This is a genomic window from Oceanisphaera litoralis (assembly GCF_016907015.1).
GTDB lineage: Bacteria > Pseudomonadota > Gammaproteobacteria > Enterobacterales > Aeromonadaceae > Oceanimonas > Oceanimonas litoralis.
The window spans coordinates 32,503-50,045 of the sequence record NZ_JAFBBE010000007.1; the positions used below are offsets into that span (position 1 = coordinate 32,503).

Here is a 17,543-nt window from a genome sequence, read left to right on the forward strand (position 1 = left end):
AATATCACTATCAAGGAGTGACCACCATGACCCTGGATACCCGAACGCTGCTCGACATCGATCGCAACACCGTGTTTCATGCCTCGACCCACCTCAAGCAATATGCACAGGGCGAACTGGGTGGCCGCATCATTACCGGCGCCCAGGGCATTCGCATTCGGGACTCGGAAGGCACAGAGCTGCTGGATGCCTTTGCCGGCCTCTATTGCGTCAACATCGGCTACGGCCGCACCGAAATGGCCGAGGCCATTTACGAGCAGGCCAAAAAGCTGGCCTACTATCACACCTATGTGGGCCACACCAACGAGGCGCTGATCGCGCTGTCCGACCGCATCATCAAGATGGCGCCCGCCGGCATGAGCAAGGTGTATTACGGCATGTCCGGCAGCGACGCCAACGAAACCCAGCTCAAGCTGGTGTGGTACTACAACAACGTGCTCGGCCGTCCCGAGAAGAAGAAGATCATCTCGCGGGATCGCGGCTATCACGGCTCCAGCATTGCCTCCGGCTCCATGACCGGGCTGCCGCTGTTTCATGCCCACTTCGATCTGCCGCTGGATCGCATCAAGCACACCCTGGCGCCCGTGTATTACCGCCGCCCCGACGACAAGATGAGCGAGGCGGAATTCTCCCGCTACTGCGCCGCCAAGCTGGAAGAAATGATACTGGCCGAAGGGCCGGACACCGTGGCCGCCATGATCGGCGAGCCGGTGCTGGGCACCGGGGGCATAGTGCCGCCGCCCCAAGGCTACTGGGCCGAAATCCGCAAGGTGCTCGACAAGTACGACATACTGCTGATTGCCGACGAGGTGGTCTGTGGCTTCGGTCGCTTAGGGTCAGACTTTGGCTCGATTCACTACGACATGAAACCCGATCTGATGACCATCGCCAAGGGCCTGACCTCGGCCTATCAGCCATTATCGGGCGTTATTGTCGGCGATAAGGTATGGAAGGTGCTGGAGCAAGGCACCGATGAATGGGGGGCCATCGGCCACGGTTACACCTATTCCGGCCACCCCATGGGCGCCGCCGCCGCCCTGTGCAACCTGGACATCATCGCCCGAGAAAACCTGACCGCCAACGCCCGTGACACCGGCGCCTACCTGCAGCAGCGCATGCAGGAAACCTTTGCCGATCATCCGCTGGTGGGCGAAACTCGCGGCGTGGGCCTGTTGCATGCGCTGGAATTTTCCAGCAACAAGGCCAAACGCACGCATTTCGATCCCAACCTCAAGGTGGGCCCGCAAATTGCCGCCGCCTGTCTTGAGCAAGGCCTGATTGCCCGCGCCATGCCCCACGGCGACATTCTGGGCTTCGCCCCGTCACTGGTAGTCACCCGCAACGATATCGACGACATCGTCGAGCGCACCGCCAAGGCGGTGAACCGGGTGACCGACAAGCTGATCAGCAGTGGGGATTTTAAATCTAGGTAAGGGGTGAAGCGTGAGGAGTGAGGGGTAAAACCATCGCTAATCTGAAAATAAGCACCGAACCGGCCGGTTCGGTGCTTTTTTTGCCGTCATCCTGACGTGCGTCAGGATGACGGCAAAACGGCGGGATCAAAAAAGGCGTGGGGGTTTTACCCCTCACGCCTCACTCTTTACGCCTAACCTGATTTATTGCACTGCTCTCCCCTTGCGGGGAAGCCAACTTAGCGCTGGGGGCGCAGAGTCGGGAACAGGATAACGTCGCGAATGGTGTGCGAGTCGGTCAGCAGCATGACCAGACGGTCGATGCCGATGCCCTGGCCGGCGGTGGGCGGCAGGCCGTGCTCCAGCGAGGTTACATAGTCTTCGTCGTAGAACATGGCTTCGTCGTCACCCGCGTCCTTCTGATCCACCTGATCGCGGAAACGCTGGGCCTGATCTTCCGCATCGTTCAGCTCCGAGAAACCGTTGGCAATTTCGCGGCCACCGATGAAGAACTCGAAACGGTCGGTAATGGTCGGATCGGTGTCGTTACGGCGCGCCAGCGGCGATACTTCTTCCGGATACTCGGTGATGAAGGTCGGCTGGATCAGACGGTGCTCGGCGGTCTCTTCGAAGATCTCGGTGATCACGCGGCCCAGGCCCCAGCTTTTCTCGATCTTGATCTTCAGATCCTTGGCCACTTCACAGGCACTTTCGAAGGTGGCCAGCTGATCCAGGGTCACTTCCGGGTTGTACTTGAGAATGGCGTTTTTCATGCTCAGACGTTCGAACGGCTTGCCGAAGTCGAAGGTCTCTTCGCCGTACTGCACTTCCGGGCTGCCCAGCACCTGGGTGGTCACGGTGCGCAGCATCTCTTCGGTAAAGTCCATCAGATCCCGGTAGTCCGCATAGGCCCAGTAGAATTCCATCATGGTGAATTCGGGGTTGTGACGCGGCGACAGACCTTCGTTACGGAAGTTGCGGTTGATTTCGAACACCTTCTCGAAACCACCCACGACCAGCCGTTTCAGGTATAGCTCGGGCGCGATACGCAGGTACATGTCCATGTCGAGCGCATTGTGATGGGTAATGAAGGGACGGGCCGAAGCGCCACCCGGAATTACCTGCATCATGGGTGTTTCGACTTCCATGAAGCCGTGACCGTTCATGAACTGGCGGATGGCCGCCATCACCTGCGAACGCACCTGGAAGGTACGGCGCGAGTCGTCGTTGGTGATCAGATCCAGATAGCGCTGACGATAACGGGTTTCCTGATCCGACAGGCCGTGAAACTTCTCGGGCAGCGGGCGCAGCGCCTTGGTCAGCAGTTGGAACTGATCCATGTTGACGTAGAGATCGCCCTTGCCGGACTTGTGCAGCACGCCGGTGACACCCACGATGTCGCCGATATCCAGGCCCGCGTACTGCTCCTTGATGATCTGCTGGGCTTCCTTGGTGGCATAGGCCTGAATGCGACCGCTCATGTCCTGCAGCGCCAGGAAGGGGCCACGCTTGGCCATGATGCGACCGGCAACGGACACGGTTTTGCCCAGGGCGACCAGGGCGTCCTTGTCGTGCTCGCCGAATTCGGCCTGCAGATCGGCGGCCAGGTGCTTACGCTGAAAATCGTTGGGGTGGCCGTTGGCCGGGCAGTTCTTGCGGATCTGGTCGAGCTTGGCACGGCGCTCGGCGATCAATTTGTTCTCGTCTTGTAGCTGCTCTGTCATGATTAAGCCTTGTTTGAATCTTGTTTTCGCCCTTTACCCGCCAGAGGCGAAGTCCGCTACGCCAACTCGCAGCAAGTACATCCCTGTATGCTCGACGATGGCATCCCTGCCATCGACGGTTGGCTCCGTCGGCTCTCCGCCTCTGGCTGAGTGGTGCGGAAAAATTACAGTCCGGACTTGAGGCTGGCTTCGATAAACTTGTCCAGGTCGCCGTCCAGCACCGACTGGGTGTTACGGGTCTCGACCCCGGTACGCAAGTCCTTGATGCGGGCATCGTCCAGCACGTAGGAGCGGATCTGGCTGCCCCAGCCGATATCGGACTTGCTGTCTTCCATCGCCTGCTTCTCGGCATTCTGCTTCTGCAGCTCGAACTCGTACAGCTTGGCTTTCAGCTGCTTCATCGCCTGATCCCGGTTCTTGTGCTGGGATCTGTCGTTCTGACACTGCACCACTATGCCGGTCGGCTCGTGGGTAAGACGCACCGCCGAGTCTGTCCGGTTAACGTGCTGACCACCGGCACCCGAGGCGCGGTAGGTATCGACCCGCAGATCCGAGGGATTGATTTCGATTTCGATATCGTCGTCGACTTCCGGATAGACGAAGGCGGAGCAGAAGGAGGTGTGACGGCGGCCGCCGGAATCGAACGGAGACTTTCGAACCAGGCGGTGTACGCCGGATTCGGTACGCAGCCAGCCGAAGGCATATTCGCCGCTGAACTTGACGGTGGCAGACTTGATGCCGGCCACTTCGCCTTCGGACAGTTCGATGATCTCGGTCTTGAAGCCGCGTGACTCGCCCCAGCGCAGGTACATGCGCAAGACGATGTTGCACCAGTCCTGGGCTTCGGTACCGCCGGAGCCGGACTGCAGATCCAGATAGCAGTCGGAGGCATCATTCTCGCCGGAGAACATGCGACGGAACTCCAGATCCGCCAGCCGCTTGTCCAGGGTATCCAGCTCGGTCTGGGCTTCGATGAAGGTCTCTTCATCTTCTTCCTCGACCGCCAGCTCTACCAGGCCGGCGATGTCTTCGAGACCCGACGCCAGGGCGTCCAGGGTGCCGATCACCGTATCCAGGCTGGATCTTTCCTTACCCAGTGCCTGGGCACGCTCGGGCTGGTTCCACACATCCGGCTGTTCCAGCTCGGCATTTACCTCTTCCAGACGCTCTTTCTTGGCATCATAGTCAAAGGTACCCCCTAAGAAGCTCGGCCCGTTCAGCCAGCTCCTTGAGTTTGTTGTACACAGGGTTAACTTCAAACATGGGTCGACAGACTCTCTGTTGTACTGAGTGAGTGTGTTTGGCGAGACGCCAAAATCAGGCTGGTGATTCTACCGAAAGCCGGGCACAAACGCAGCAAAGAGTGAACACATTTCAATGCATTCACCCCACTAAATTTTAGTTAAACTTTTAATGTCAGCGGTCGATATGCTTCTATACCTCTATGACGACATATAAAAAATGAATAAATTGAAATTAAAGCACAAGATTCTATTGAGTTTTATCGTCGCCATCACGATAACCGTCGCCGCACTCAGCACCATCAGCCTCCGCAACATGAAAAGCCAGCTCTATCAGGGCAGTACAGAGCTGGTTTCCGGTCTGAGCCAGAAAGAAGCAGACAAGATTACTACCTGGCTCGACAGCCGCCAGCAGATGCTGGCGGCCGCCGCCCGGCAGCTCGATAAGGCCCTGTTACCGACGCTGCAACAGGCCGAGGATGCCGGCAATTTCGTTCTCGGCTATTTCGGTACCAGCGATGGCGTCATGTACGATGCCGACCCCAGCATCGATCGTACCGGTTACGATCCCCGCAGCCGGCCCTGGTACCAACAGGCGATACAGGAAAACAGGGCCATCGTTACCGCTCCCTATGAAGACGCCGCCGGTGTCGGCACCGTCGTGACCCTGGCGGCCCCGGTGCTGACCAACGGCCAGCTGGCCGGTGTTATCGCCGGCGATATCGCCATCACCAACCTGGTCGACGATATCAACGCCATCCGCCTGCCGGCCAAGGGCTATGCCATGATGCTGAGCAAGGACGGCACCATGATTGCCTACCGGGATACGGCCATGTCGCTGCGCCCTGCCACCAACCTGGATGCCAACCTGTCGGTCCGCAATCTGCAAAAATGGAGCCGGGAACAACGGCTGCACCCGGTGCAACTGAATGGCGAACACAAGCTGGTTTATGCCCAGGATGTGGCCAACAGCAACTGGCAGCTGCTGCTGGTACTCGACCAGAAGGCACTGGAAGCACCACTCGGCCCGCTGTTGATGCAACAGCTAGGCATGGCGACACTGGCTATCCTGGTGGCCGGCGTATTGATCAACCTGCTGATCAACCTGCTGCTGGCCCCCTTGCTGCGCGTCTCTCAGGCGCTGGAACAAATTGCCGGCGGCCGGGGTGACCTTACCCGTCGCATCACCATCCAGAGCCAGGATGAAGTGGGTCAGCTTGCCGGCAATTTCAACCGCTTCGTCGCCAGTCAGGCCGAGCTTATCAGCCAGATCCGCAGCCAGGCCGAACATCTGGGCAGCAATGCAGAACAAGCCTCGGTGCGCGCCAATCAAACGGTGACCGAGCTGGGTCGTCAGCAGCAGGAAGTGACCATGGTGGCCACCGCCGTGACCGAAATGGCCTCGGCCACCCATGAAATCGCCAACCACGCCGAGCAAACCGCCACTGCCGCTCAACAGTCCAGCGCCAGCACGGAGCTGGGCAAGCAGCAGGTCAACAAGACCCGGGATTCCATTCAGTTACTGTCGCAAGAGATGATTCAGGCCTCGGCGGTTATTCAGCGGCTGGATCTGCATGCCAAGGAGATTTCCAGCGTACTGTCCACCATTCAGGGGGTTGCCGAGCAGACCAACCTGCTGGCCCTGAACGCCGCCATCGAAGCGGCCCGGGCCGGCGAACAGGGCCGCGGCTTTGCGGTGGTGGCCGATGAGGTACGGATACTGTCGCAACGTACTCATGCCTCCACCGAAGAAATTCAGGTCACCATCAAAACCCTGCAACAGGCCACGGCCGAAGCGGTGAAACTGATGGACACCAGCCGCAATCTGGCCGAACTCAGTGTGGAAGATGCCGAAGCCGCCGCCGCGGCCCTGACCGAGATCACCACCGCCGTGAGCCTGATTTCGGACATGGCCAGCCAGATCGCCACCGCCGCCGAAGAGCAGAGCCAGGTGACCGGTGAAATCACCCAGAACACCACCGCCATCAAGGATGTGGCCGACGAACTGGCCAGCGATGCCGGACAGTCGCTGGCGCAATCGAAGGATCTGCACAAGCAGGCCGGAGAGCTCAACGGTCTGGTGAGTGCCTTTATTCTGTAACGGTGCGGTGTGAGGTGATGCCGCCGTTCGACATGGGTCATCTCCGCGAAGGCGGAGATCCATGGCATATCGCACAGGATTCCCGCCTTCGCGAGAATGACGGCGAAAGACTCGGCTAGTTTGTCAGTTGCAAAAAGGGCCCTAAACGGGCCCTTTTTATTGGCTGAATCTGCGCGCTACAGCGGCGCCAGCTGCTCCACCATCAGTTGCAGTTGTCGCTTGCCCCGCCACTCATTCACATCCAGCTTGTAGGCCAGTTGCACCTGTTTGATGCCGGCGTTGGGCCAGACGCTCAAGTCCACGTTGAAGGCGATGGCATCAATGACGGTGCGGCCCTCGTCCGGGCTCAGCACCAGCTTGAGGTGTTTTTCGCCCACCAGCCGCTGCTGCACGATGCGGAATTCACCGTCGAACAGGGGCTCGGGAAAGGCCTGGCCCCAGGGGCCGGCGAAACGCAGCTGCTCGGCCAGCTCCAGGGTCAGCTCGCTCACCGTCAGCTCGCCGTCACTCAATATCTCGCCGGCCAGCAGCTCGGGGCTGACCCATTCGTCCACCAACTGCTCGAACGCCGCCTTGAACGGCGCCAGCGCCGCCTTGGTCAGCGACAGCCCCGCCGCCATGGCATGACCACCGAACTTGGTGATCAGCCCCGGATGACGGCTGTTGATGGTTTCCAGCAGATCCCGCAGGTGCACGCCGGGAATGGAGCGGCCCGAGCCCTTCAGCTCGTCGTCACCCGCCTCGGCAAAGGCAATCACAGGGCGAAAATAGCGCTCCTTGATGCGCGAGGCCACCAGCCCCACCACGCCCTGATGCCAGTCATCCTGATGCAGCACCAGACCCGATGGCAGCGCGCCGTCGCTGATGCGCACCTTGGTCAGGCTGGCCAGCGCCTCGTGCTGCATGCTGGCCTCGATGGCCTTTCGCTCGCGGTTGAGCTCGTCCATCATGGCCGCCAGCTTGCGAGCTTCATCCAGGTTGTCGCTTAGCAGACAGGCCACCCCCATCGACATGTCATCGAGCCGCCCCACCGCATTGAGCCGGGGCCCCAGGGCAAAGCCGAGATCCGTGGCCACCAGCCGCTGCTGGTTGCGCCCCGAGATGTCGATCAGCGCCTGAATGCCGGGCCGCAGCCGCCCCGCCCGCATCCGCTGCAGCCCCTGATGTACCAGCACCCGGTTGTTTTCATCCAGCGCCACCACATCCGCCACCGTGCCCAGCGCCACCAGATCCAGATACTCGCCCATGTTGGGCGCCGTGATGCCCCGTTTCCCAAACCAGCCGTGCTCGGTCAGCGCCGCCCGCAGCGCCAGCAGCAGATAAAAGGCCACCCCCACGCCGGCCAGATTCTTGGAGGGGAAGTCACAGCCATGCTGGTTGGGATTGACGATGGCGTCGGCGTCGGGGATCTCTTCGCCCGGCAGATGATGATCGGTGACGATCACCTGCATGCCCGCCGCCCTGGCCGCCGCCACCCCGGCCATGCTGGAAATACCGTTATCTACTGTGATCAGCAACTCGGCCCCCAGTCCGACCGCTTCTTCTACTACCTGAGGGCTGAGCCCATAGCCATAATCGAACCGGTTGGGCACCAGATAATCGACCTTCTCGGCCCCCATGGCACGCAGGCCATGCACCATCAGCGCCGAGCTGGTGGCACCATCACAGTCGAAGTCGCCCACAATAAGAATGTTGCGCTGCTCGGCCAGGGCCTGCTCCAGCAACACCACCGCCTCGGCCATGCCCTTGAAACCGGGCTTGAGCAGAGCACCAGCCTTGAGATTCAACTGCTCGGGCCGCACCAGCCCCCGGCTGGCATAAAGCCGCTGCAGTATGGGCGACAGCTCGCCGGGCAGTTGATGAGGCACGGTTTCACGGCGACGAATGGGAAGGCGGGAACGGGTGGATTCGCTGGTGGAGTGGGTGGCGTTTTTGGTGACAGGCATGGGGCTGGCTTGTTGTTTGAACAGGCCGCAAACACTAACCGCGCAGGGGCGGATTTGCAATCACAGACGAGGTTAGTGCACAGCCCGTAGGACAAAGGGCCCACCTGTTTATATCGATAGCTTTGCCGCCGAAGAGGCAACAGAGTTGCCTCCTCCGACACGCTTCAAGTACATCCATGTAACGCTCAGCACATGCCATCCATAGCATGTGACGGTCGGCTGAGGCAATCCCTGTTACCTCTTCTTGACGCCCGAGTTAGCTGTTGGCACCACCAACAGGCAACGCCGGAGCTGGCCCTTTGTCCGACTTAATGCCGCAATCAGAGTCGAAAGAAGTCACCCTCGGGGGTGGTGCTCTTCGTGCAGGGCGTTGAGTCGGTGGGTGGCGACGTGGGTGTAAATCTGGGTGGTGGACAGATCCGAGTGGCCCAGCAGCAGCTGTACCACCCGCAGGTCGGCGCCGTGGTTGAGCAAATGGGTGGCGAAGGCATGACGCAGGGTATGGGGCGACAGCTCGATGCCGATACCGGCGCGCCGGGCATAAAGTTTGATGCGATGCCAGAAGGTCTGGCGGGTCATCTGCCGGGACCGCCGCGAGGGAAACACCACGTCGGACGATTGCTCGCCCAGCAGGGTCGCCCGCCCCTCTTTCAGATAGCGGGTCAGCCAGTGCAGTGCCTCTTCCCCCATGGGCACCAGTCGCTCCTTGTTGCCCTTGCCCGTCACCCGCACCAGCCCCTGGCGCAGGCTGACGCTTTCCATCGTCAGGCTGACCAACTCGGTCACCCGCAAGCCGGTGGCGTACAGCAGCTCCAGCATGGCCTTGTCGCGCAGCTCCAGCGGGTCTTCCACCTGCGGCTCCTGCAACAGGCTGAACACCTGCTGTTCGCTCAGATCCTTGGGCAATCGCTTGGGCAGCTTGGGCCCGGCGATCAGTATGCTGGGATCGTCGTCCCGCAACTGCTCCCGATGCAGATACTGAAAAAAGCGGCGCAGCACGCTCAGCATGCGGGCGGTGCTGGTCGCCTTGAAGCCCAGATCCAGCCGGTGGCCCAGGTACTGCTGCAGGGTCAGGCCGTCCACCGCCAGCAGGCTGCTGCCTTCGCCGTCCAGCCAGGCGGCGAAGTGCGACAGGTCGCTGCGATAAGAGGCCAGGGTGTTGTCTGCCAGGCCTTTTTCCAGCCAGAGGGCATCCACAAATTGTTCCACCAGGGGATAGCTCATCGGTACTCCGGGCTCTGCCCTGTTCGCGGGCTTCTGTTATGATGGCACCATTGTCTGAAGCGATAACGGAACCCCATGAATATCGGTTTATTTTACGGCTCAACCACCTGCTATACCGAGATGGCGGCCGAAAAGATCGGCGCCCAGCTCGGCGCCGATCTGGTCGACCTGCATAATATCAAGGATGTGCCGCTCAGGCGCGCCGAAGACTACCCCATTCTGATTTTGGGTATTTCCACCTGGGATTTCGGCGAACTGCAGGAAGACTGGGAATCCCACTGGGACGAAATAGACGACCTGAACCTGGAAGGTCATGTCGTCGCCCTGTTCGGCATGGGCGATCAGCTCGGCTATGGCGAATGGTTTCAGGATGCCCTGGGCATGCTGCACGACAAGGTGGCCGCCCGTGGCGCCACCATAGTGGGCTACTGGCCCAACAAGGGCTACGAGTTCGAGGCCTCCAGGGCACTGACCGAAGACGGCGACTACTTTGTTGGTCTGTCGCTCGATGAAGCCAACCAGTACGACGACACCGACAGCCGCATCCAGACCTGGGTAGCGCAGATACTGGAAGAAATGGCCGCGATCTAGCCATGACGGCAGGCACAAAAAAACCGGGGCGGCCTGTGGCCGCCCCGGTTTTTTTATTGCTTCAGCCGGTTAGCTCAGGCTACCGCTTGCTCGCGTGACTTGCCGGCCGCCAGGCCCATCACGGCCGCGGCCAGGGTCGGCAGTACCCAGGCCATGCCGATATCGAACATCGGCAGCAAGGTGAAGGCGCTCATATTCAGGCCCGCCGCCTGCAGGCCATCGATCAGGCCGAAAGCGAAGGCCACGGCCATAATCAGGCGGAAGGCGAATACCGGCGAGCGCATCAGCGGCCGAAGATAGGTTGCCATTACCAGGGCCACCGCCACCGGATAACAGGCCACCAGTACCGGAATGGACACCGAGATCAGGGTATTCAGGCCCACATTGGCCACCAGCGTGCAGGCCAGGGCGTTGATAACAACCCAGCCGCGATAGCTGCCCTTGCCGGTCAGGCGATGAAAGTAATCGGCACAGGACGACACCAGACCCACGGCCGTGGTCAGGCAGGCCAGAGAGACAATGGCGGCCAGCGCCCACAGGCCCGGCGCACCGAACAGCGACAGCACATAGGCGCTGATGATTTCGCCGCCATTGCTGGCCGACTCCACCACGCCCAGGCTGGTGCCCCCCAGAATAAACAGCGACACATAAACGAAGCCCAGACCGGCGGCGGCAATCAGCGCCGCTATCATCAGATAGCGGGACTGGGCGCGGGTATCGGTCACGCCCTTCTGGCGCAGCACGTCCAGGATCAGCATGCCGAACATCAGGGCGGCAAAGGTATCCATGGTGTTGTAGCCTTCGATAAAGCCTTTCACGAAGGGCTGAGTCAGATAGGCCTCGGCCACCTGTGGCTGAGTACCCTGGGGATTGACGAACACCGCCACCGCCAGTGCCACCAACAGCAGCAGCAGGATGGGCGTCAACACCTTGCCCACCGCATCCAGCAGTCGACCCTGATTAAGCGACAGCAGCAGCACCAGACCGAAGAAACCAAGGGTATACAGCGTGAGGGTCGTCTGGCCGGGATCATTCAGAAACGGCTTCAGGCCCATTTCGTAGGCGACCAGACCGGTACGGGGCGCCGCGAAGGCCGGGCCTATGATGATGAAGATGGCGGTCGCCATCACGGTGACCACAGCCGCGGGCAGATAACGGCCCATGGTCGGCAGGCCGCCACCGGCCAGGGCGGCGGCAATCAGGGTGACCAGCGGCATGCCGACGGCGGTAAGCAAGAAGCCGAACATGGCACTGTTCAGGTTCTCGCCGGCCAGAAAACCGGCCAGGGGCGGAAATATGATATTCCCGGCGCCCAGAAAAAAGGCGAGGGTCATAAACCCCAGCCCCATCACGTCAAAAGTGGATAAGGATCTGTTCACTGCAAACCTCATTGCGGCTGCCCGCATAATGAAAGTTTCGTTTGGAAACTAACGATATTAAGGATTCGGCCTACCACCGGAAATTTGCGGTAAAATGCTGAAATCTGGCAGCCGCCGAGCTGGCCAGTAGCATAATGATGTGAAAAGCAGATTCAAGGCAAAATTTACATCTTCAGGTAGTAGGGGGCCACCAGCCCTTTATATGTGTCGCCATAAGTATTATTTTCAGTATTAATGATGATACTTTTGGTTATATGGCAGCATTTAACTCTACAAAAGTGCAATAAAAAACGAGCCGCCGGCTTGCCTTCCCTGGTGATAACGTCTTGCCTTTCCCTCAAATGGAAGCCATTTGAAGATGCCTGCGATATGGCCTCCGCCAGCGCCTGTACCGGCAACACCAGGGCCAGACTCCCTTCACCGGTTAACAGGCGTTTGCCGTGACGAAACAACTCGGCCAGTGTCAGGCTACCGGTATGACGCGCATCGGCCCGGGCGGCACTGCCGAACGGCTGTCCATGCCCGAAGTAAGGCGGGTTGGACACGATCAAATCAAACGGCGGCGCCGCGTACTGCTGCAGGGCCCCCTGCGCGATAGCGACTTTTCGCGGCCAGGGCGATGCCGCCACGTTATCTGCGGCCTGCTCTGCCGCAGCTTCGTCCAGCTCCAGGCCGACGATGGTTACCTCGGGATCGCTGCGCTGGGCCAGCATCAGGGCCACCAGGCCCGAGCCGGTGCCGACGTCCAGAATACGGCGGGCAGAGCCTGTCGGTGCCCAGGCGCCGAGCAGAATACCGTCGGTGCCCACCTTCATGGCACAACGGTCGTGATTGATGTGAAACTGCTTGAAAGTAAAACCGCGGCTGCTCATGCTGATCCTGTCAGGTTTTTTTGTCCGAATTCCCCTATAATACCCGCCTTTTATAGGCTGACGAGACCGATCATGAGCAGTATGACCTTCGAGCAACTGGAACTGGATCCCATCCTGGTCCGCGCCCTGGCTGGCATGGGCTATGCCAAACCGACCACCATTCAGAGCCAGGTCATCCCCGAAGCCATGAGCGGACGGGATATAATGGCATCCGCTCCCACCGGCACCGGCAAGACGGCGGCGTTTCTGCTGCCGATTTGTCAGCATCTGCTGGACTTTCCTCGTCGCCAGGCGGGCCCGGCCCGCATTCTGATCCTGACGCCAACGCGTGAGCTGGCCATACAGATCGCCGACGATGCCAAAAAAATATTGAAAGACACGCCCCTGCGGGTGGAAGTGATCACCGGCGGTGTGCATGAAAGCCATCACCTGCCTGCCCTGACCAAGACCACCGACATAGTGGTTGCCACCCCGGGCCGCCTGCTGCAATACATGGATGAAGAGTCGTTCGACAGCCGCGATATCGAAATGCTGGTGCTGGATGAAGCAGACCGCATGCTGGACATGGGCTTTATCAAGGATGTGGATCGCATCGCCGCCGAAGCCCGCTGGCGCCGACAGACGATGCTGTTTTCCGCCACCCTGGAAGGCCGCGGCCTGATGAAGTTTGCCGCCGATCTGCTGAAAGATCCGGTGGAAATCAGCGCCGCGCCGCCACGCAGCGAACGCAAGAAAATCAACCAGTGGGTACACCTGGCGGATAATCCCGAGCACAAGTTTGCCCTGCTGACCCATCTGCTGCGCCAGCCCGATGTGACCCGCAGTATCATCTTCGTCAAGACCCGGGATCGCCTGATGGAGCTGGCCAGCCGTCTGCAGCAGGAAGGGCTGCACAATGCCTGGCTACGCGGTGAAATGGAGCAGGAAAAGCGTATCGAGGCGCTCGGCCGCTTTCGTATCGGCAGGGTCAATATTCTGGTGGCCACCGATGTGGCATCCCGCGGTATCGACCTGCCCGAGGTGAGCCACGTGATCAACTACGATATGCCGCGCACCGCCGATGTCTACGTGCATCGCATCGGTCGTACCGGCCGTGCCGGCCAGAAGGGCACCGCCATCAGCCTGGTGGAAGCCCACGACATGCCCCTGCTGGTTCGGGTAGAAAAATATACCGAAGAAGTGCTCAAGCGCCGGGTCATCGACGAACTGCGCCCCAAACACAAAGAAGCCAGGGTGGCGTCACGCAAGAAGAAAGATGGCGACAGCAAGGGCAAGAAGGCCCTTCTGCCGAAGAAAAAAGAGAAGGTGCGTCTGCGGGACACCAAGGCCAAGGGCAAGCCCAAGTGGGCCGGCGCCAAGCCCGATGCCACCAAAAAGCCGGCAAGTGCCAAAAAAGCCGCCGGCAAGCAAGTGAAAGGAAGCCAAGACGCCGAATAAAGGCCCCGACTTCCGACAGGCGACCCTCGGCGCGGCGGCCGAATACTGCTCGACTATGCTTTAGAAAAACAGGCGTGGAAGGATGGATGTATGGTCATGTTGAGGCATTATTCAGGCAGGGAGCGGCGGCAACAATGCCGGCGGCAGATCCTGGATCGACGGGATCTGATCCGCTGGGAACCGGATCACCACGAGCGTCGCCAGCAGCGCGGCCGCCGCACCGTCGACAACGCCAGAACCCTGTGGGATCAGTAATACCAATCGGATTAATCATGTGCTCAGGCCGTCATCCTGACGAAAGTCAGGATCTCCTGCAGGAAGATACCGACTCCGTCATGACCGGAGGTTAAACGCGGTATTGTTATCAGCAACTGAGCACGTCGTTAAGGGAATGGGTATAAGGTGTCTCCGGTAAAACCGGCACATAAAAAAACCGGCCCATCGGGACCGGTCAAAATTGAAGAAGAGAGAGAATTCAAATTCAGTAAGCACACCTATTCAGAGGGCGGCCGAACCGAAAGGTTCCGGTTTTTTTGCTCTTTTTTATAGCTGAGGGCTCTTTTATTGCTGAAGGCTCCTTTACTGCTCCTCCCGCTTGAACACCAGCTCGGTGGCCGTCGACTCCGCTTCCACAAAATAGTAACCGGCGGTATCGAAGGCGGTCAGCTGGCTCACCTCGGTCAGTCTGTTTTCGATGATGTAGCGCGCCATCATGCCCCTCGCCTTCTTGGCGTAGAAGCTGATGATCTTGTACTGGCCCTTCTTGCAGTCCTTGAACACCGGCGTGATGATTTGTCCGTCCAGCTTTCTCGGTTTCACCGCCTTGAAGTATTCGTTGGAGGCCAGGTTAATCAGCACATTGTCACCCTGCGCCGTCAGCGCCTCATTGAGCTTGTCGGTAATGATATCGCCCCAGAACTGATACAGATCCTTGCCCCGTTCGTTGTCCAGTTTGGTGCCCATCTCCAGCCGGTAAGGCTGCATCAAATCCAGCGGACGCAATAAACCATACAACCCCGACAGCATGCGCAGATGTGCCTGGGCAAAGGCAAAGTCATCCGGGGTCAGGCTTTCGGCGTCCAGCCCGGTATACACATCCCCCTTGAACGCCAGCAACGCCTGCTTGGCATTATTCGGGGTAAAGTCAGGCTGCCAGTCGGCAAAACGGGCGGCATTAAGCCCGGACAGCTTGTCGCTGATCCCCATCAGCTTGCCGATGTCGGCCGGGGTCAGCTGCCGCGCACGCTCGATAAGCTCGGCCGAATGCGCCAGCAGCTCGGGCCGGGTCACATCGGCAATCACCGGTGGCGTGTCAAAATCGAGGGTCTTGGCGGGGGAAACCACTATTAACATGAAGGGCCTCTGAATGGCTGTCACAAACCGCCCCGTCACGGCGCCAGGCCGTGACGGGGCGGTACAAACACGGGTTAATCGGACTCGATGGTCACGTTGTCGAGCAGGCCGGCATCCATGCCACCGCCCCCCTGCAACTTGATCATCAGCCGCAGATCGTTGGGCGAGTCGGCGTAGGCCACCGCTTCGGTGTAGCCTATATGGTTCTGGCTATAAAGATCAAACAGCGCCTGATCGAAGGTCTGCATGCCCAGCTCGCGCGACTTGCTCATGACCTCTTTCAGCCGGTGCATGTCTCCCTTGCGAATAATATCCGATACCAGGGGCGTATTGAGCAGGATCTCGAAGGCGCCGCGACGCTGTGTACCATTCTGGGTCGGGATCAGCTGCTGCCCCACTATCGCCTTGAGGTTGAACGACAGGTCAAACTGCAACTGACGGTGTTTGCTTTCCGGCACCAGGTGCATGATCCTGTCCAGCGCCTGGTTGGCGTTGTTGGCATGCAGGGTGGCCATGCACAGGTGACCGGTTTCGGCAAAGGCCAGCGCATAGCCCATGGTTTCTTCCGAGCGGATCTCTCCGATCAGAATCACGTTCGGCGCCTGACGCAGGGAGCTTTTCAGGGCCGCATCGAAGGACTCGGTATCGGTGCCCACCTCGCGCTGGGTGATGATGGATCTGTCGTGCTGGTGAATAAATTCCACCGGATCCTCTATGGTGAGGATATGGCCGTCCGAATGACGGTTACGGTGGCCAATCATCGCCGCCAGCGAGGTGGACTTGCCGGAGCCGGTACCGCCCACAAACAGCACCAGACCGCGCTTGGCCATGGCCACTTCCTGCAACACCTCGGGCAGATACAGTTCCTCGAAGGTGGGGATCCGGCTTTCGATGCGCCGGATCACCATGCCCGCCTGGTCCTGCTGCCAGAAGGCGCTGACCCGAAAACGGCCCAGCTGTTCGTCGCTGATGGCGAAGTTGGCTTCCTTCTGACGATGAAAGCGTTCACGCCAGTCATCGCTCATGCAGGACTCCACCAGTGCCAGTGCCGCTTCCGGAGTCAGCGCCGTGTCGGTCACCTGCACCAGGCGCCCATGGCTTTTGACCGTCGGCGGTACGCCGACGGAGATATACATATCCGAGGCCTGCTTGTCCAGCATGGCCTGCAGTAACGGCGTTAACGCCATATCGCCTCCTGGTGTCAGATGCTTTGCGGATCCACCGCCTTGGTGCGGGCTTCCATCGGGGCAACCATGCCGCTGCTGACCAGCAGCTTCAGACACTGATCCATGGTCTGCATGCCATGGGCCATGCCGGTCTGGATCACCGAATACATCTGCGCCACCTTGTCTTCCCGGATCAGGTTGCGAATCGCCGTGGTGCCCAGCATGATCTCGTGGGCGGCGATACGGCCGCCGCTCTCCTTCTTCAGCAGGGTCTGGGAGATCACCGCACGCAACGACTCGGACAGCATGGAGCGTACCATGTCTTTCTCGGCGCCCGGAAAGACATCGATGATACGGTCTATGGTCTTGGCCGCCGAGGAGGTATGCAGGGTACCGAACACCAGGTGACCGGTTTCGGCGGCGGTCAGCGCCAGCCGAATGGTTTCCAGATCCCGAAGCTCCCCCACCAGAATAATGTCCGGATCCTCCCGCAGGGCCGAGCGCAGGGCATTGCTGAACGAGTGGGTATCTCTGTGCACTTCGCGCTGGTTGACCAGACATTTCTTGCTGCTGTGCACGAACTCGATGGGATCTTCGATGGTGAGAATATGCTTGTTATAGTTCTCGTTGATATGGTCGACCATGGCCGCCAGTGTGGTGGATTTACCGGAACCGGTCGGCCCGGTCACCAGCACCAGACCACGGGGATATTCGGCGATACGACGAAAAATATCCGGCCCGCCCAGTTGCTCCAGTGTCCAGACCTCGCTGGGGATAACCCGGAACACCGCCGCCGCGCCCCGAGCCTGCTGATAGGCGTTGACCCGGAAGCGGGCCAGACCCGGCAACTCGAACGAGAAGTCGGCCTCGAGGTTTTCTTCCAGCTCCTTGCGTTGGCGATCGTTCATGATGTCATACACCAGCCGCTGCACTTCCCGATGATCCATCTCCGGCAGGTTGATCTTGCGCACTTCGCCATCCACCCGTATCTGCGGCGACACCCCGGCGGACAGGTGCAGATCCGATGCATTATGCTTTACACTAAACGCCAATAATTCCGTAATATCCATATCCTCTCCTGTCGCTCTCGGTTTGTT

The 17,543-nt window shown here is 59.8% G+C and carries 14 protein-coding genes; 5 read left to right on the plus strand and 9 right to left on the minus strand.

The features are described from left to right. Positions 1-26: 26 nt before the first annotated feature. Positions 27-1,433, plus strand: a complete 1,407-nt coding sequence (locus tag HNR62_RS05840) for an aspartate aminotransferase family protein (protein WP_204795157.1) — start codon at positions 27-29, stop codon at positions 1,431-1,433. 218 nt (positions 1,434-1,651) lie between these two features. Here HNR62_RS05840 and lysS read toward each other — a convergent pair whose 3' ends face one another. Beyond that, entirely contained in the window at positions 1,652-3,136 is a 1,485-nt protein-coding gene (gene lysS / locus HNR62_RS05845) for a lysine--tRNA ligase (protein ID WP_204795158.1), read from the minus strand. A 164-nt stretch (positions 3,137-3,300) separates the two neighbouring features. Continuing rightward, a protein-coding gene (prfB, locus tag HNR62_RS05850) for a peptide chain release factor 2 (RefSeq protein WP_204795159.1) occupies positions 3,301-4,399 on the minus strand; the annotation gives its coding sequence in 2 pieces (ribosomal slippage) (positions 3,301-4,323 and positions 4,325-4,399; 1,098 coding nt in all). Positions 4,400-4,597: 198 nt separating this feature from the next. On the opposite strand from prfB, the gene HNR62_RS05855 reads away from it, so the two are divergent. Further along, on the plus strand, positions 4,598-6,478 hold the full coding sequence (locus tag HNR62_RS05855; RefSeq protein WP_204795160.1) for a methyl-accepting chemotaxis protein: 1,881 nt from the start codon (positions 4,598-4,600) through the stop codon (positions 6,476-6,478). 176 nt (positions 6,479-6,654) lie between these two features. Here HNR62_RS05855 and recJ read toward each other — a convergent pair whose 3' ends face one another. Continuing rightward, a complete protein-coding gene (recJ, locus tag HNR62_RS05860) occupies positions 6,655-8,424 on the minus strand; it encodes a single-stranded-DNA-specific exonuclease RecJ (RefSeq protein WP_204795161.1) in 1,770 nt (589 codons plus the stop codon). Between the two features lie 336 nt (positions 8,425-8,760). Then, the gene (gene xerD, locus HNR62_RS05865) at positions 8,761-9,648 is read right to left on the minus strand and encodes a site-specific tyrosine recombinase XerD (RefSeq protein WP_204795162.1); all 888 of its coding nucleotides are present in this window, start codon (positions 9,646-9,648) and stop codon (positions 8,761-8,763) included. A gap of 75 nt (positions 9,649-9,723) precedes the next feature. Between xerD and fldB the strand changes: the two genes are divergently transcribed. Then, positions 9,724-10,239 (plus strand): flavodoxin FldB, encoded by a 516-nt coding sequence (gene fldB / locus HNR62_RS05870; RefSeq protein WP_204795163.1) that lies wholly within the window; start codon positions 9,724-9,726, stop codon positions 10,237-10,239. A gap of 74 nt (positions 10,240-10,313) precedes the next feature. On the opposite strand, the gene brnQ is transcribed toward fldB, so the two are convergent. Both brnQ and HNR62_RS05880 read right to left on the minus strand, forming a co-directional pair. Continuing rightward, a complete protein-coding gene (gene brnQ, locus HNR62_RS05875; RefSeq protein WP_338044077.1) occupies positions 10,314-11,618 on the minus strand; it encodes a branched-chain amino acid transport system II carrier protein in 1,305 nt (434 codons plus the stop codon). 164 nt (positions 11,619-11,782) lie between these two features. Beyond that, positions 11,783-12,490, minus strand: a complete 708-nt coding sequence (locus tag HNR62_RS05880; RefSeq protein ID WP_204795165.1) for a tRNA1(Val) (adenine(37)-N6)-methyltransferase — start codon at positions 12,488-12,490, stop codon at positions 11,783-11,785. A 72-nt stretch (positions 12,491-12,562) separates the two neighbouring features. Here HNR62_RS05880 and srmB point away from each other — a divergent pair, with 72 nt between their 5' ends. Together srmB and HNR62_RS05890 are read left to right on the plus strand one after the other, a co-directional pair. Further along, on the plus strand, positions 12,563-13,927 hold the full coding sequence (srmB, locus tag HNR62_RS05885; RefSeq protein ID WP_204795166.1) for an ATP-dependent RNA helicase SrmB: 1,365 nt from the start codon (positions 12,563-12,565) through the stop codon (positions 13,925-13,927). 90 nt (positions 13,928-14,017) lie between these two features. Next, positions 14,018-14,182 (plus strand): hypothetical protein, encoded by a 165-nt coding sequence (locus tag HNR62_RS05890; RefSeq protein WP_204795167.1) that lies wholly within the window; start codon positions 14,018-14,020, stop codon positions 14,180-14,182. A 324-nt stretch (positions 14,183-14,506) separates the two neighbouring features. On the opposite strand, the gene yaaA is transcribed toward HNR62_RS05890, so the two are convergent. The 3 genes from yaaA to HNR62_RS05905 all read right to left on the minus strand — a co-directional run bounded on the left by yaaA (position 14,507) and on the right by HNR62_RS05905 (position 17,516). Beyond that, on the minus strand, positions 14,507-15,280 hold the full coding sequence (yaaA, locus tag HNR62_RS05895; protein WP_204795168.1) for a peroxide stress protein YaaA: 774 nt from the start codon (positions 15,278-15,280) through the stop codon (positions 14,507-14,509). Positions 15,281-15,354: 74 nt separating this feature from the next. Then, positions 15,355-16,467 (minus strand): PilT/PilU family type 4a pilus ATPase, encoded by a 1,113-nt coding sequence (locus tag HNR62_RS05900; protein ID WP_204795169.1) that lies wholly within the window; start codon positions 16,465-16,467, stop codon positions 15,355-15,357. 14 nt (positions 16,468-16,481) lie between these two features. Continuing rightward, positions 16,482-17,516: a type IV pilus twitching motility protein PilT gene (locus HNR62_RS05905; RefSeq protein WP_204795170.1), complete on the minus strand. Its 1,035-nt coding sequence runs from the start codon at positions 17,514-17,516 to the stop codon at positions 16,482-16,484. Positions 17,517-17,543 lie beyond the last annotated feature (27 nt).